This is a genomic window from Sphingomonas sp. Leaf17, assembly GCF_001421505.1.
Classification (GTDB): Bacteria; Pseudomonadota; Alphaproteobacteria; order Sphingomonadales; family Sphingomonadaceae; genus Sphingomonas.
In genome coordinates this window covers 1-13,812 of sequence record NZ_LMKL01000001.1, presented here as the reverse complement: position 1 = coordinate 13,812, position 13,812 = coordinate 1, and the positions used below count along the sequence as shown (strand labels likewise).

Sequence of the window (13,812 nt, the reverse complement as noted above, 5' to 3'; positions counted from 1 at the left end):
TCAACCACTATCGTATTTTTCCAAGGGAGTATCATCATGGACGCAGAAGCCGCAAAGCTGCTCGGTGCCGGTCTGGCAGCAATCGGTGCGGGCCTCGCCGCACTCGGCGTGGGTAACGTCTTCGCCAAGTTCCTCGAAGGCGCACTGCGCAACCCCGGTGCGGCAGACGGCCAGCAGGGTCGCCTGTTCATCGGCTTCGCCGCAGCCGAGCTTCTCGGCCTGCTGGCGTTCGTCGTCGCCGTGCTGCTGATCTTCGTCGCGTAACCATCACGCGACCTTCGCGCGCCGGGTGTTTCGCACCCGGCGCGTACCAGTTTTCATAAAGACGGGCGTCCGCCATGCCTCAGATCGCGCAGATCACCGCCACCTATGCATCCCAGATCTTCTGGCTGCTGCTCATCTTCGGCCTGACCTATTTCGTCATTGGTCGGGGCATGGTGCCGCGTGTCGAATCGACCGTGCAGAAGCGTGACGGCCAGATCGCCGCCGACCTTGCCGCCGCCGAAGCCGCCCGCCGACAGGCCGACGCGACCGAGGCCGCGTGGATCATCGAGATGGACGCGGCCCGCGCCGCCGCCCATGCCGAGACGACCGCCGCCAAGGCGCGCGCGACCGCCGCGTTCGAAAAGCAGATGCACGCCGCCGACGCCGAACTGGCCGAGCGGACCGGGCATCACGACCTCGCCATCGCCAACGCCAAGGCCGAGGCGCTCGCCAATCTTTCGACCGTCGCCGCCGACGTGACTCAGGATCTGGTCGCCAAGGTCGCCGGCCTGACCGTCAGCATCGACACCGCCGCCGACGCGGTACGCAGGACCACCGCCCATGTCTGACGCAAGCTTCATTGCCAGCGCGGTCGTCGCCGAGAACCTCGCCGATGCCGCCTCCTCCGAGGGTCTGGAAAAGCAGGCCATTCGCGGCAAGGACGGGATCGAGGGCAACGTCGCCGGCACCGAGGCGCATGGTGGCGTGGAACATGTCGCCAGCCCGATGGCGCTTGGCATGGACTCGACCGGCTGGGTCGCGGTGGCCGCGCTCGTCGTGATCGCCATCGCCATCGTCAAGAAGGTGCCGGCGATGATCGGCAAGGCGCTCGACGGGCGCATCGCCGCGATCCGCGTTCAGCTTGACGAGGCGACCCGGCTGCGCGCCGAGGCCGAGGCCCTGCGCGCCGAATATGAGGCAAAGGCCAAGGCCGCCGAGGCCGATGCCGCGACGATGCGTGAGCATGCCCATCACGAAGCGCAGGCCATTCTGGTCAAGGCCAAGCGCGACGCCGAGGAACTGATGGCCCGCCGGACCAAGATGGCTGAGGACAAGATCGCCGGAGCCGAGCGCGCCGCGATTGCCGAGGTCCGCGCCCGTGCCGCCGACGCCGCCCAGCGCGCCGCCGCGATGCTGATCGCCGAGCAGCATGGCGTCGATAGCGACCGGGCGATGATCGACCGGACGATCGCCGGGCTGGGTCGGTTGAACTAGATCAAGCCGTTAGCGGTTGGCTCTGCCGCTCCCCGGCGAAAGCCGGGGTCCAGTCGCCAAGTCGTTGGATGCTGGTGCCGGACGCTCGATCTGACGCTTGCCTGACTGGACCTCGGCCTTCGCCGGGGAATAATTGTTGTGACGCATCCCAGCATCCGGGTCTTTCGCACCATCGCCTCTTCCGGGTTTCCGGCGATGCTGCCTGTCCTTTCCGAGCCCGCCCCAAAGGAGCAATCCGAATGGCGTGGATCATTCTCGGCATCGCCGTCGTCACCGAAATCTGCTGGGCGCTCAGCCTGAAATGGGCCGCGACGCTTGGCACTTGGACCGCGTCGAGCGTGCCGATCATCCTGAGCTTCGTGAACATGGGCCTGTTGGCGCTGGCGATGCGCGGCCTGCCCGCCGGCACCGCCTATGCGGTGTGGACCGGCCTGGGTGCGGTCGGTGTGGTCATCGGCGGCGTCCTGTTGTTCGGGGACAAACTCAACCCGGTGCAGATCGGGTTCATGGCGCTGACCGTCATCGGCGTGGTGGGGACGAAGCTGTTTGCTACGGCGTAATGGTGTTTATTGCCGCTTAATCCCTTCCCCGGCGGAGGCCGGGGCCCAGTTGGGTTAGCGTTGCTAACGGTGGACCGTCCCTCATCATTGGCGGTCTCCCAACTGGGCCCCGGCTTTCGCCGGGGAGGCCAGAAGGGGTGGGTCATTTCCATCTCCCTTTCCCCCGCAGGCGCGGGGAAACGGGAGATCGGCGATCGTTTAGCCACCGTACCGGCACCCGACAGGATCAGCGATGTTCCGAAAAAAAACCGCTGTCCTATTCGCCCCGACTTTGACAGCGTTCTGCCCGACCGATCCTCCAACGCCGCTCCGGCATCCCGAAACGCCGCTACCCCCCCCTTCGCGGGTATAACCTTTGTAACCTTCCAGCCCGAATCATCGGCCTGGCCCCCTAGCCGCTACGCCCTCGCATCCCCAGATTCCCGGTAATGTCGACACCCAACACCCCCGATCGTTTCAACGAGGACAAGGCCGCGTTCGCGGTGCGCGGGGCGGATACGCCCGATCTGGCGACCGGCGTCGCCGCGATCCGCAACGTGCTGGCGACGCTGCCGGCGCGGCCGGGCGTCTACCGGATGCAGGATGCGCGGGGCGACGTGCTCTACATCGGCAAGGCACGCGCGCTGAAGAACCGCGTAGCCAACTATACGCAGGTCGAACGGCTGACGAAGCGGCTGCAGCGGATGGTCGCACAGACCCGGTCGATGACGATCGTGACGACCAACAACGAGGCGGAGGCGCTGCTGCTGGAGGCGCAGCTCATCAAGCGGTATCGTCCGGCGTACAACGTGCTGCTGCGCGACGACAAGAGTTTCCCGTTCATCCTGTTGCGCGACGATCACGCCTTTCCCCGCGTGCAGAAGCATCGCGGCGCACGGCGGGCCAAGGGCAATTATTATGGCCCATTCGCCAGCGCGGGATCGGTCAACAACACGTTGAATGCGTTGCAGAAGCTGTTCCTGCTGCGGTCGTGTACCGACAGTTTCTTCAACAATCGCGACCGGCCGTGCCTGCTGTACCAGATCAAGCGGTGCTCCGCGCCGTGCGTCGGGCGGATCGAGCCGCCCGCCTATGCCGAACTGGTCGAGGATGCCAAGAGCTTCCTCGCGGGCAAGTCGACCGGCGTGCAGGCCAAGCTGGGCGCGCAGATGCAGGCGGCCGCAGAGGCCATGGATTTCGAGCTGGCGGCGATACTGCGCGACCGGCTGAAGGCGTTGACCTATATTCAGGGGACACAGGCGATCAATGCCGAAGGGGTCGGCGATGCGGACATCTTCGCGATGGCGGCGGCGAATGGCTTGATCGGCATCCAGGCGTTCTTCATTCGCGGCGGCCAGAACTGGGGTCATCGCAGCTTCTTCCCGCAGCACACCAACGACGTACCCGAGGATGAGGTGCTGACAAGCTTCCTCAGCCAGTTTTATGAGGAGGTGCCGCCGGCGAAGACGATCCTGCTCGACCGCGAGTTGGAGGAGGGCGACCTGCTGGCCGAGGCGCTGGGCGAGCGGGCGGGGTTCAAGGTGACGGTGGCCGTGCCGCAGCGGGGCGACCGCAAGCGGCTGCTCGACCAGGCCAGCCGGAACGCGGTCGAGGCGCTGGAGCGGCGGCTGGCCGAATCGACGACACAGGCAAAGCTGCTGCGCGAGGTGGCCGACCTGTTCGACCTGCCCGAGCCGCCGAACCGGATCGAGATCTACGACAACAGCCATATCCAGGGGACGAACGCGACCGGCGCGATGGTCGTCGCCGGGCCGGAGGGGTTCCGGAAAGGCCAGTATCGCAAGTTCAACATCAAGGACAAGGCGACCGCGCCCGGTGACGATTTCGGGATGATGCGCGAGGTTTTCACCCGCCGATTCGCCCGCGCGCAGGCCGAGGATCCGGACCGGGATGCGGGCGACTGGCCCGATCTTGTGCTGATCGACGGCGGCAAGGGGCAGCTGGCGGCCGCGCGGGAGGCGCTGGAGGTGCTGGGGATCGAGGACGTGTGCCTGGTCGGCGTCGCCAAGGGGCCGATGCACGGCCGCGACGGGCGCGAGGTGTTCCACATGCTTGACGGGCGCGAGTTCCAGTTGCCGGTCAACGCGCCGGTGCTGTTCTACCTCCAGCGGCTGCGCGACGAGGTCCACCGCTTCGCCATCGGCGTCCACCGCGACAAGCGATCCAAGGCGATCGGTGCCAGCCCGCTGGACGAGGTGCCCGGCATCGGGCCGGCGCGCAAGAAGGCGCTGCTGATGCACTTTGGCACCGGCCGCGCGGTCCGCAACGCCAGCCTGGAGGATCTGCGCAAGGCCCCGGGCGTGTCGACAAGCGTCGCGCAACAGGTCTATGATTTCTATCACGCCCGGTAATGCCCGCCGCCACGTTGCCGTGGTACGAAACGATCAAGGGAATCTTCACCGGGTCGTGTTAGCTTCCGCGTGTGACGACCGCCGTGTTCCTGACGATAGATACCGAGTTCGCCTGGCGGCATCACACCGCCGGGTACGATGCCGCGGGAATCCATCAGCGTTCGATCGAACCGGCGGGCGTTGGTGTCGCCTATCAGCTGGACCGGCTGAACACGCACGGGCTGAAGGCGTGCTTCTTCGTCGATCCGATGCCGGCGCTGGTGTTCGGGCTGGATCCGTTCCGGCGGACGGTCGATGCGATCCTGACCGCCGGGCAGGAAGTGCAGTTGCATCTTCACCCCGGCTGGACCGATGCCAGTGTGACCGACCGCAAGGTTCATGCCCGCAGCGACCTGTCCGAATATGACCGGGCGGAGCAGCGGGCGCTGATCGAACAGGCGAACGCCTTGCTGGTGGCGGCCGGCGCGCCGCAGCCGGTGGCGTTCCGCGCCGGCAGCTATGCCGCGAACGACGACACGCTGGCGGTGCTGGCGGCGCTGGGGTTCCAGTATGACAGCAGTCACAACGGGGCGCAGGCACCGTCGCCTAGCGGAATCGGTCTGGACCACCGACAGATCGCGCCGGTCCTGCGCGACGTCATCGAAGTGCCGGTGACCGTCATCGAGGACAAGCCGGGCAAGCTGCGCACGGTGCAGATCTGCGCGCTGTCGACCGGCGAGATGTACGACGCGCTGGAACATGCCGCGGTCTGCCAGCACACCGCGATGACGATCGTCAGCCACGGGTTCGAACTGGCCAACCGGTCGGGCACGCGCGCCAATGCGGTCCATGTCCGCCGGTTCGAGGCGCTGTGCGGGGTTCTGGCGGAGATGCGCGACGTCCTGCCGACGCGGCATTTCGCCGATCGCCCCGCGCTGGCACTGGACCAGCCGGACCGGCCGCTGGGGCCGGACACGTTGCGAACCCGCTGGCGGCAGGCGGAACAGCTCTGGTCGAACTGGGTGTCGGAACGCAAAGGGTGAGCGCGGTCCCGTGGCCGCTGAAGTTGCAGGTCGGGGCGCGGAGACTTGCGACGATCCGCCGCCGGCTTGTGCGGGTGCCTTTCTCGCTGGATATGGTGCGCGCAGGGGTGATGCCGGTCCTGCCGACACTGCCGTCATCAGCCGACGGGTATCTCGTCACGTCGCTGCCGGTGGCGCTGGTCGGGGACGCGACCGCGCGGATGCCGGGGGCGCTGGTCCATGTTACTCAGCGCTATGTCCGCTACCATGCCGACCTGTCGATCGGCCATGGTTCGTGGCTTGCCGGGCTGTCGACCAATGCGCGGGCGGCGATCCGGCGCAAGACGCGGCGGCTGGCGGAGGCGAATGGCGGCCGGATCGACGTGCGCGCCTGTCGCGACGTCGCCGGTCTCGCGACATTCTACGAATCTGCCCGCGCGGTTTCGGCGACGACGTATCAGGAGCGGCTGATCGGTGACGGGCTGCCCGACGACGCGGAGTCGCGATCGACGCTGGCGGCGCTGGCGGCGGCGGGATGCGTTCGCGCATGGTTGCTGTTCATGGGCGATCGGCCCGCGGCATATCTGTGGTGTTCGGTCGAGGGCGACGTGGTGCGGTACGATCATGTCGGCCACGATCCGGCGTTTGCCGCGCTGTCACCCGGCGCGGTCCTGCATGCCGCGGCGATGCGCGACCTGCAGGATGAAGGTGGCTTTCGCTGGTTCGACTTCACGGAAGGCGAGGGGCAGCACAAGCGGCAGTTCGCGACCGGTGGGACGCCGTGCGTCGATCTGCTGATGCTGCGGCGGACGCCGGGCAATCGCGCGACGGTGGCGGTCCTGGCCGGGTTCGCCGGCGCGGTCGGACTGGCCAAGCGGCTGGTGGCGCATCCGCGACTGACCGCGTTCGCGAAACGGGTGCGTCGCTGACCGGCACGCGCTAGGACTGGCGGCGACCATGCATATCCGGGCCGAAGCGATCATCCTGTCGACGCGCAACCACGGCGAACACGGTGTCGTGGCGCGGGCGCTGACCCGTGCCGACGGGGTGCAGCCGGGCTATGTCCGCGGCGGCCGGTCGCGCCAGTTGCGCCCCGTGTTGCAGCCCGCCAATCTGGTGATGGGCGAGTGGCGCGCACGCACCGAGGAGCAATTGCCGGCGCTGACCGTCGAGCCGCTGGCGAGCCGGGCGTCGCTGCACCGCGAGCCGCTGGCCGCCGGTGCCTTGGAATGGGCGACCGCGCTGACCGCCGCCAGCCTGCCGGAGGGGCAGGCCTATCCCCGGCTGTATGACGGGCTGGGCGGGCTGATCGGTGCGATCGCCGCCGCGCCGCTGGCCCGCGACTGGGCGATGGCGCTGGTGCTGTACGAACGGCTGTTGCTTGCCGAAATGGGATTCGGGCTGGATCTGAGTGTCTGCGTCGTGACCGGCGTCGACCGCGACCTGGCCTTTGTCAGCCCGCGCAGTGGGGCTGCGGTGACGCGAGGCGCGGCGGTCGGTTATGAGACGAAGCTGATGCGCCTGCCGCCGTTCCTGCGCGACGGCGGGGTGGCCGGGTGGCCCGATATTCTCGATGGCCTCGCGCTGACCGGGCATTTCCTGGCGCGCGATGTGCTGGTCGATCGGCGCGTGGATGTCCTGTCGGCGCGGGTGCGGCTGGTCGACCGGTTGAAAAGGGCGGTTGCGTGATGCCGGGCCGCCCGGCAAGGACGCGGGGCTAACGAGAGGTGAACAGTCCATGCCCCTGATCGCGATACTGGCCGGCGACGGCATCGGTCCCGAAGTGACGACGCAGGCGCGGCGCGTGCTCGATGCGCTCGACCTGGGGCTGACGTTCGAGGACGGGCTGGTCGGTGGGGCCGCCTATCGCGCGGCGGGGCATCCGTTGCCGCCCGCGACGATGGATCTGGCGTATCGCGCGGACGCGATCCTGTTCGGTGCGGTCGGCGATCCCGCGTTCGACACTCTGGAACGCGCGTTGCGGCCGGAGCAGGCAATTTTGGGCCTGCGCAAGAATCTGGGGCTGTTCGCCAATCTGCGCCCGGCCAAGATGTTCGCCGGGCTGGAGGATGCGTCGGCGCTGCGGCCGGAGGTCGCGGGTGCGATCGACATGGTTATCATCCGCGAACTGACCGGTGACGTCTATTTCGGTGACAAGGGGCGCGGGACGACGCCTGAGGGCCTGCGCGAGGGGCATGACCTGATGCGCTATGACGAGGCGGAGGTCGCGCGGATCGCGCGGGTCGGCTTCACCACCGCGATGGGCCGCCGCCGCCGCCTCATGTCGGTCGACAAGGCGAACGTGCTGGAAACGTCGCAGCTGTGGCGCGACGTGATGAACGAGGTCGCGCGCGACTTCCCCGACGTTACCGTGCAGCACATGTATGTCGACAATGCGGCGATGCAGCTGGTGCGCAATCCGGGGCAGTTCGACGTGCTGGTGACCGGCAACCTGTTCGGCGACATCCTGTCGGATCAGGCGTCGATGTGCGTCGGGTCGATCGGCATGTTGCCGTCGGCGGCGATCAACGACGCGGCCAAGGGGCTGTACGAGCCGATCCATGGCAGCGCGCCCGACATTGCGGGCCAGGGCAAGGCCAATCCGTGCGCCGCGATCCTGTCGGCGGCGATGATGCTGCGCCATTCGCTCGCCATGCCGGCGCCCGCCGACCGGATCGAGGCGGCGGTGGCGACGGTGATCGCCGGCGGCGCGCGGACCGCCGATCTGGGCGGCAGCGTCAGCACGACCGCGATGGGCGACCTGGTCCTGGCCGCGCTGTGAGCCCCGCGCCGCTCGCGCTTGCGATCGTCATCCCGACCTTCAACGAGAAGGGCAATGTCGCGGCGCTGGTGGCAAGGCTCGACGCGGCGCTGGCGGGACTCGTGTGGGAGGCGGTGTTCGTCGACGACGACAGCCCCGACGGGACCGCCGACGTCGCGCGGGCGCTGGCGCGGACCGACACGCGGGTGCGGGTGATCCAGCGGATCGGCCGGCGCGGCCTGTCCTCGGCCTGTATCGAGGGGATGTGCGCGACCGCCGCGCCGATGGTCGCGGTGATCGACGGCGATTTGCAACATGACGAAACGATCCTGCCGGCGATGCTGATGGCGCTGACCGACGACCCGTCGCTGGATCTGGTGATCGGGTCGCGCTTCGTGGCGGGCGGCGGGACGGGCGACTGGGACCGCGACCGGGTAGCCAAGTCGGCGCTCGCCACCAAGCTGTCGCGGCGCGTGCTGAAGGCGGACCTGACCGATCCGATGAGCGGGTTTTTCATGATCCGCACCGAGACGCTGCGGCGGCTGGCCCCGGACCTGTCAGCGATCGGGTTCAAGATCCTGCTCGACATCATGACCGCCAGCGCCGCGCCGCTGCGCTTTCGCGAGCTGCCCTATACCTTCCGCGTGCGGACCGAGGGCGAGAGCAAGCTGGACCATGTCGTGGCGATAGAGTTTCTGATCGCGCTGTACGACCGGATGTTCGGGCGGTTCGTGCCGGTGCGGTTCGCGATGTTTTCCGCGATCGGCGTGCTGGGGGTGGGGTTGCACATGGCCGTGCTGGCGCTGTGCTTCGTCGTGCTCGGCATGTCTTATATCGCCGGGCTGATCGTCGCGACGTTGGTGGCGATGACGTTCAATTTCTATCTGAACAATGCGCTGACCTATCGCGACCGGCGGCTGACCGGGTGGCGGGCGCTGCTGGATGGATGGGTGTCGTTCTGTCTGGTGTGTTCGGTCGGGGCGATCGCCAATGTCGGGATCGCGGCGTTCCTGCACGGCGCGCGCGACGGCGCATGGGCGACGTCGGCGCTGGTCGGGGTGCTGGTGGGCGCGGTGTGGAATTACGCGCTGTCGTCGCGCTTTACCTGGGGACGGTACTGATCCGGTCGGCCCGCATGACCGCGATGCCGTGCGGGCGCGGGTGGCGGTGTCACACGATATCGTCGCGCGATCTGTCTCCGCCGTCGTTCCACCGCGGTCGAAGGAGTTTTATGAGGATTTCCTCCTCGGCGCTCACAAGTGTACCGGACAGGCCCAGTAGTGTGATGGACCCGGCAGGACGCGCCCATAGCTCGACACTGCCGGCGGGTTGTCGACGGATGCGCTCGGCCATGGCCAGCCCCGTCGTTGCTTTGGCGTGGTCGGCCAGTTTCCGGCGTTCCGCGGCGGTGGCGTAGAAACCGCTTATCCATTGATCCCACCGGGTCTTCAGCCCCTTGCCCGCCTTGCCCACATACCAAGGGAACTCCTGACCGTTGTTTAGCCATACATAGAGCGCCGGGTCAGGTGACCGGTACAGCGCCTGAATATCTGGCGCGGCGTCAATGACGAAGGCTAGGCTGTCGGCGGGGCGCTTTGATCGCGTATCCGCGATGTCTGCCCGCGTTCCTATGTAGCCCATTTTCCGAAACTGGTAGATTCGCACCTTGTCGGCCGCTGACTCGATCACGGTTACTGCCTGTCTTTCCTGTATTGAGCGCCCTCGCTAGCCTTGGCGGGTCAGCGGAACTTAGGCGGTCAGCGCCTCGACCAGCGCGCGTACTTTCTTCTGCCGCCATTGGGGCAGGGGGGCGACCAGCCAGTAGCCGAACGCCGACGGCGTCGGGTCTCCGATCTGCCGGACCCGGCCGCCGGCCAGATCGGCGACGGCGAGCAGATGCGGCACGGTGGCGTGGCCCAGTCCGGCTATCGCAGCGTCGATCGCCAGACCGGCATCGGCCACCCGGATGCAATGCGTCGTATCGGCACCGGGCGCGCCTGGCCAGCCGATCGCTCCGTCCGGTCCACCCTGCGTACCCGCCAGTGTGACCATGCCATCGGAATCGATCGCCAGCCCTTCATGCTCGCCCGGCCCGTCACCCCAGCGGATGGCGAGATCCAGATTGGCCTCGGTGAAGTCGCCACCCTCGTCCGCCGCGACCAGCGTGAAGCGCAGATCGCGATCGGCGGCGGCGATGCGCGCGAGGCGGGGCATCAGCCAGCGTTCGGTGACGTCGCGCGGGGCGGCAATGGTCAGCGACTTGGACGACTGGCCCGACTGCATCGCCCGCACCGACTCCTCAAACTGGAGGAACGCGTCGCGCAATGGCGCAAGGCCGGCCTCGCCCTCCGGCGTCAGCTCCAGCCCGCGCGTCGTGCGGCGGAACAGGACGACGCCTAGCGTATCCTCCAGCGCGCGGATCTGCTGGCCGACGGCGGCGGGTGTCACCGCCAGCTCGTCGGCGGCGCGGGTGAAGGACAGATGGCGCGCGGCGGCATCGAACACGCGCAGGCCGTTCAGGGGCAGGTGCGTCCGCTTCATCCGGTCACCGCCGGCGCGGTCAGCACGAAGCGGGGGATGGCGACGTCGAGCCGCGCGCCATCGCCCAGCACCATGCTGTAATATCCCTCCATCGCGCCGGTCGGCGTGGCCAGCGGGCAGCCCGAGACGTAATCATAGCTGGCACCGGGATCGAGCATCGGCTGTTCGCCGACCACGCCCTCGCCCTCGACCGTGTGGCTCGCGCCGCGACCGTCGGTGATCGTCCAGTGACGGGTCAGCAGCTGGACCGGCTGCGCGCCGTCATTCTCGATGCGGATATGATAGGCCCAGAACCAGCGGCCCCGCCGCGGCTCCGACTGGTCGGCGAGGTAGCTGGTGGCGACTCGCACGGTCACGCCACCGGTCGTCGCCGCGTGGGGGAAAAAGGCCTTCACAGCCCCACGGCGCGCAGCGCCCGGTCGAGATCGTCGATCACGTCCTGGGGATCCTCCAGCCCGACGTTCAGGCGCAGCATGCCTTCGGTGATGCCCATCTCCAGCCGCTTGTCCTCGGCCATGCCGGCGTGGGTGGTGCTGGCGGGGTGAGTCATCAGCGAGCGCGAATCGCCGATGTTGTTGCTGATGTCGACCAGTTGCAGCGCATCGAGCAGGCCGTGTGCCTGTTCGCGCCCGCCGTCGAGGATGATCGCGAAGATCGTGCCCGCCGCCTTCATCTGGCGCATCGCCAGTTCGTGCTGCGGATGGCTGGCCAGGCCGGGATGCAGGATCGTCGGCACGCGACCTTCGAGGAATTGCCCGACCTTCAGCGCGTTTTCCGACTGGCGGGTGATCCGGAGGTCGAGCGTTTCCAGCCCCTTCAGCACCACCCACGCGTTGAAGGCCGACAGGGTCGGGCCGGTGTTGCGGGTGAAGGGCAACAGGGTGTTGGTGATGAAATCCTCGGTCCCGCAGACCGCGCCGGCCAGCACGCGGCCCTGACCGTCCATCATCTTGGTCGCGCTATAGGCGGTGACGTCCGCGCCGAAATCCATTGGCCTTTGCAGCGCCGGCGTCGCGAACGCATTGTCGACGACCGAAGTGATGCCGCGTTCGCGGGCGATGCCGCAGACGGCGGCCAGATCGACCACGTCCATCGTCGGGTTGGCAGGCGTTTCGAAGAAGAAGACCTTGGTTTCGGGTCGCACCGCGTCCTGGAACGCCTGCGGGTCGCGCGCGTCGACCAGGCTGGTGGCGATGCCGAATTTGGGAAGCAGCGTGTCGGTCAGCCATCGGCACGACCCGAACGCGGCGCGGCCGGCAACGACATGGTCGCCCGCCTGCAACTGGCAGAGCAGCACCGCGGTCATCGCCGCCATGCCGCTGGCCATCGTTCGGCAGGCCTCCGCGCCCTCCAGCATCGCGATCCGCTTTTCCAGCATCTCGACAGTCGGGTTCTGCAGCCGGGAATAGGTCATGCCCTGCTGCTCGCCGGCGAAGCGCGCGGCGGCGTCTCCGGCACAGTCGTAGCTGTAGCCCGAGGTAAGGAACAGCGCCTCCGACGTCTCGCCATATTCGGTGCGGGCGGAGCCGCCGCGAATGGCTTGAGTCGCGGGACGCCAATGGGCGGTGATCGAGGGGTCCTGGCCGGCTTTGCGCTTCATGCGCGTCGCTTTGCAGGGCAGGGGGGGGCGGCGTCAACTATGGCGCGGGTTTTGCCGCTTGAGATATCGCGCGCGCTGGCGGACACAGGCGGTGATGCGACCGATCCTCAACACGCCACGCCGCGCGGCGGCGGCCATCGCGGTGCTGGCGCAGGCGCTGTTCAGCTATCGCCTGACCGTTCCGTCGAAACCGATGTTCGACGAGATACACTACCTGCCCGCCGCCCGCGCGCTGCTGGCGCTGGGTCCATCGCACAATCCCGAACATCCGTTGCTCGGCAAGACCCTGATCGCGGCCGGTATCGCGTTGTTCGGCGACGGGCCGCTGGGGTGGCGGATCCTGTCGAGCATTGCGGGGACCGCGACCGTGCTGGGCGTGTTCTGGATCCTGTGGCTGATGGTCGGGCGGCTGCGACCGGCGGTGATCGGCAGCCTGTTCGCGCTGATGAACTTCACGGTGTTCGTGCAGGCACGGATTGCGATGCTCGACGGGTTCCTTGCGTGTTTCGTCGTGCTGGCGGTGGCAATGCTGCTCTGGAGCGCGCGTGCAGGCGGTCGGGGAGAGGCGTGGCGGCGATGGCTGGGTGGCGCGGTGCTGCTGGGGCTGGCGGTCGGGGTCAAGTGGACGGCGGTGCCGTATGTGGCCTTTGCCGGCGTCGCTTTCGTGGTCATCCGCCGGCGCCATCCGACGTCCTTCGGAACGATCGGGTGGTTCGCGGCGCTGGCGTCCCTGGGCGTGGGCAGTGTCGCCACCTATTTCGCGACGTTCCTGCCGGCCTTTTTCTACCATGACAGCCCGATGACGCCCGCGCGGCTCATACCCTTCCAGCGTGAGATGTGGGGCTATCAGACCCAGGTGCTGCCGGCGCATACCTATCAGTCGTCCTGGTGGACGTGGCCGCTCGATCTGCGGCCGATCTGGTATCTGTACGAGCCGGTCGATGGTGCAGTGCGCGGGGTGCTGATGATCGGCAACCCGGTGGTGATGTGGGGCGGGCTGGTGGCGGTGGGCGTGTGCCTGTGGATGCTCATCCGTCGGCGCGACGCCATGGCCGGGGCCGCCGCGGGGCTGTGGGCCGGGTCGCTGCTGATCTGGGCGATCATCCCGAAGTCGCTCGGGTTCTTCTATTACTATTATCTGTCGAGCATCTGGCTATGCATCGTCCTGGCGATCGCGTTCGCCCGCCAGCGACCGGTGCGCCACTGGGACGAAAGCTGTCTGGCGCTGGCGACCATCGTGTTCGTGTATTTTCATCCCATCCTGTCGGCGGCGGAGCTTCCGGCACCGGACGCGTTCAGGCGCTGGATGTGGCTTGGCAGTTGGGCGTGATGCCGGGAATTCGTGGCGGTACCAGTGATTCGGGCATTCGATGACGGATATCACCGGAGCGACGCGCCGACGGCGTGTAGTTCCGTGATTTTTGAGGAAAAGTCAGAAAAGTTTCAGTTTGTGTTTGACGTGTGGGGTGGTTGGACGTAGAGGGGTTTCACCGCAGCGGTTGACCGGATGGTTGGTCGG

15 protein-coding genes are annotated in these 13,812 nt (G+C 67.6%); 11 read left to right on the top strand and 4 right to left on the bottom strand.

The features are described from left to right. Nucleotides 1-36 precede the first annotated feature (36 nt). From ASE75_RS00075 to ASE75_RS00030, 10 genes are all read left to right on the top strand, one after another. Complete coding sequence (locus ASE75_RS00075) at nt 37-264, top strand: F0F1 ATP synthase subunit C (protein WP_055927075.1); 228 nt, start codon at nt 37-39, stop codon at nt 262-264. 74 nt (nt 265-338) lie between these two features. Further along, a complete protein-coding gene (locus tag ASE75_RS00070; protein ID WP_055927072.1) occupies nt 339-833 on the top strand; it encodes a F0F1 ATP synthase subunit B family protein in 495 nt (164 codons plus the stop codon). After that, nucleotides 826-1,479, top strand: a complete 654-nt coding sequence (locus ASE75_RS00065) for a F0F1 ATP synthase subunit B family protein (RefSeq protein ID WP_055927069.1) — start codon at nt 826-828, stop codon at nt 1,477-1,479. Before ASE75_RS00070 ends, ASE75_RS00065 begins: the two co-directional genes overlap by 8 nt. Before the next feature lie 239 nt (nt 1,480-1,718). Then, nucleotides 1,719-2,039, top strand: coding sequence for a DMT family transporter (locus tag ASE75_RS00060; RefSeq protein WP_055927066.1), 321 nt, complete (start codon nt 1,719-1,721; stop codon nt 2,037-2,039). A gap of 428 nt (nt 2,040-2,467) precedes the next feature. Further along, the gene (gene uvrC, locus ASE75_RS00055) at nt 2,468-4,390 is read left to right on the top strand and encodes an excinuclease ABC subunit UvrC (protein ID WP_055927063.1); all 1,923 of its coding nucleotides are present in this window, start codon (nt 2,468-2,470) and stop codon (nt 4,388-4,390) included. A 71-nt stretch (nt 4,391-4,461) separates the two neighbouring features. Beyond that, entirely contained in the window at nt 4,462-5,412 is a 951-nt protein-coding gene (locus tag ASE75_RS00050) for a polysaccharide deacetylase family protein (protein WP_082463703.1), read from the top strand. Then, the gene (locus tag ASE75_RS00045; RefSeq protein WP_235512441.1) at nt 5,409-6,320 is read left to right on the top strand and encodes a GNAT family N-acetyltransferase; all 912 of its coding nucleotides are present in this window, start codon (nt 5,409-5,411) and stop codon (nt 6,318-6,320) included. The genes ASE75_RS00050 and ASE75_RS00045 overlap by 4 nt, the downstream gene beginning before the upstream one ends. Before the next feature lie 28 nt (nt 6,321-6,348). Continuing rightward, the gene (gene recO, locus ASE75_RS00040; protein ID WP_055927060.1) at nt 6,349-7,080 is read left to right on the top strand and encodes a DNA repair protein RecO; all 732 of its coding nucleotides are present in this window, start codon (nt 6,349-6,351) and stop codon (nt 7,078-7,080) included. A 49-nt stretch (nt 7,081-7,129) separates the two neighbouring features. Next, complete coding sequence (gene leuB, locus ASE75_RS00035) at nt 7,130-8,173, top strand: 3-isopropylmalate dehydrogenase (protein WP_055927057.1); 1,044 nt, start codon at nt 7,130-7,132, stop codon at nt 8,171-8,173. After that, nucleotides 8,170-9,273, top strand: a complete 1,104-nt coding sequence (locus ASE75_RS00030; RefSeq protein WP_055927054.1) for a glycosyltransferase family 2 protein — start codon at nt 8,170-8,172, stop codon at nt 9,271-9,273. The genes leuB and ASE75_RS00030 overlap by 4 nt, the downstream gene beginning before the upstream one ends. Before the next feature lie 49 nt (nt 9,274-9,322). On the opposite strand, the gene ASE75_RS00025 is transcribed toward ASE75_RS00030, so the two are convergent. Genes ASE75_RS00025 through ASE75_RS00010 form a run of 4 tightly spaced genes read right to left on the bottom strand, consistent with a single transcriptional unit; the run spans nt 9,323 to nt 12,293 of the window. Next, a complete protein-coding gene (locus tag ASE75_RS00025; RefSeq protein ID WP_055927051.1) occupies nt 9,323-9,841 on the bottom strand; it encodes a hypothetical protein in 519 nt (172 codons plus the stop codon). Nucleotides 9,842-9,901: 60 nt separating this feature from the next. Then, nucleotides 9,902-10,693, bottom strand: coding sequence for a LysR family transcriptional regulator (locus tag ASE75_RS00020; RefSeq protein ID WP_055927049.1), 792 nt, complete (start codon nt 10,691-10,693; stop codon nt 9,902-9,904). Further along, nucleotides 10,690-11,088: a Co2+/Mg2+ efflux protein ApaG gene (gene apaG / locus ASE75_RS00015; protein WP_055927046.1), complete on the bottom strand. Its 399-nt coding sequence runs from the start codon at nt 11,086-11,088 to the stop codon at nt 10,690-10,692. The genes ASE75_RS00020 and apaG overlap by 4 nt, the downstream gene beginning before the upstream one ends. Continuing rightward, on the bottom strand, nt 11,085-12,293 hold the full coding sequence (locus ASE75_RS00010) for a trans-sulfuration enzyme family protein (RefSeq protein WP_055927043.1): 1,209 nt from the start codon (nt 12,291-12,293) through the stop codon (nt 11,085-11,087). Before ASE75_RS00010 ends, apaG begins: the two co-directional genes overlap by 4 nt. Before the next feature lie 94 nt (nt 12,294-12,387). Here ASE75_RS00010 and ASE75_RS00005 point away from each other — a divergent pair, with 94 nt between their 5' ends. Then, on the top strand, nt 12,388-13,623 hold the full coding sequence (locus ASE75_RS00005; protein ID WP_055927040.1) for a phospholipid carrier-dependent glycosyltransferase: 1,236 nt from the start codon (nt 12,388-12,390) through the stop codon (nt 13,621-13,623). The last annotated feature ends 189 nt before the right edge of the window (nt 13,624-13,812 follow it).

What these genes read in the sequence shown, in the direction of transcription:
- ASE75_RS00070 (WP_055927072.1), top strand. Translation starts at nt 339, where the DNA reads ATGCCTCAGATCGCGCAGATCACCGCCACCTATGCATCCCAGATCTTC.
- ASE75_RS00075 (WP_055927075.1), top strand. Translation starts at nt 37, where the DNA reads ATGGACGCAGAAGCCGCAAAGCTGCTCGGTGCCGGTCTGGCAGCAATC.
- ASE75_RS00020 (WP_055927049.1), bottom strand. Translation starts at nt 10,693, where the DNA reads ATGAAGCGGACGCACCTGCCCCTGAACGGCCTGCGCGTGTTCGATGCC.
- ASE75_RS00065 (WP_055927069.1), top strand. Translation starts at nt 826, where the DNA reads ATGTCTGACGCAAGCTTCATTGCCAGCGCGGTCGTCGCCGAGAACCTC.
- ASE75_RS00010 (WP_055927043.1), bottom strand. Translation starts at nt 12,293, where the DNA reads ATGAAGCGCAAAGCCGGCCAGGACCCCTCGATCACCGCCCATTGGCGT.
- uvrC (WP_055927063.1), top strand. Translation starts at nt 2,468, where the DNA reads ATGTCGACACCCAACACCCCCGATCGTTTCAACGAGGACAAGGCCGCG.
- recO (WP_055927060.1), top strand. Translation starts at nt 6,349, where the DNA reads ATGCATATCCGGGCCGAAGCGATCATCCTGTCGACGCGCAACCACGGC.
- ASE75_RS00005 (WP_055927040.1), top strand. Translation starts at nt 12,388, where the DNA reads ATGCGACCGATCCTCAACACGCCACGCCGCGCGGCGGCGGCCATCGCG.
- ASE75_RS00060 (WP_055927066.1), top strand. Translation starts at nt 1,719, where the DNA reads ATGGCGTGGATCATTCTCGGCATCGCCGTCGTCACCGAAATCTGCTGG.
- leuB (WP_055927057.1), top strand. Translation starts at nt 7,130, where the DNA reads ATGCCCCTGATCGCGATACTGGCCGGCGACGGCATCGGTCCCGAAGTG.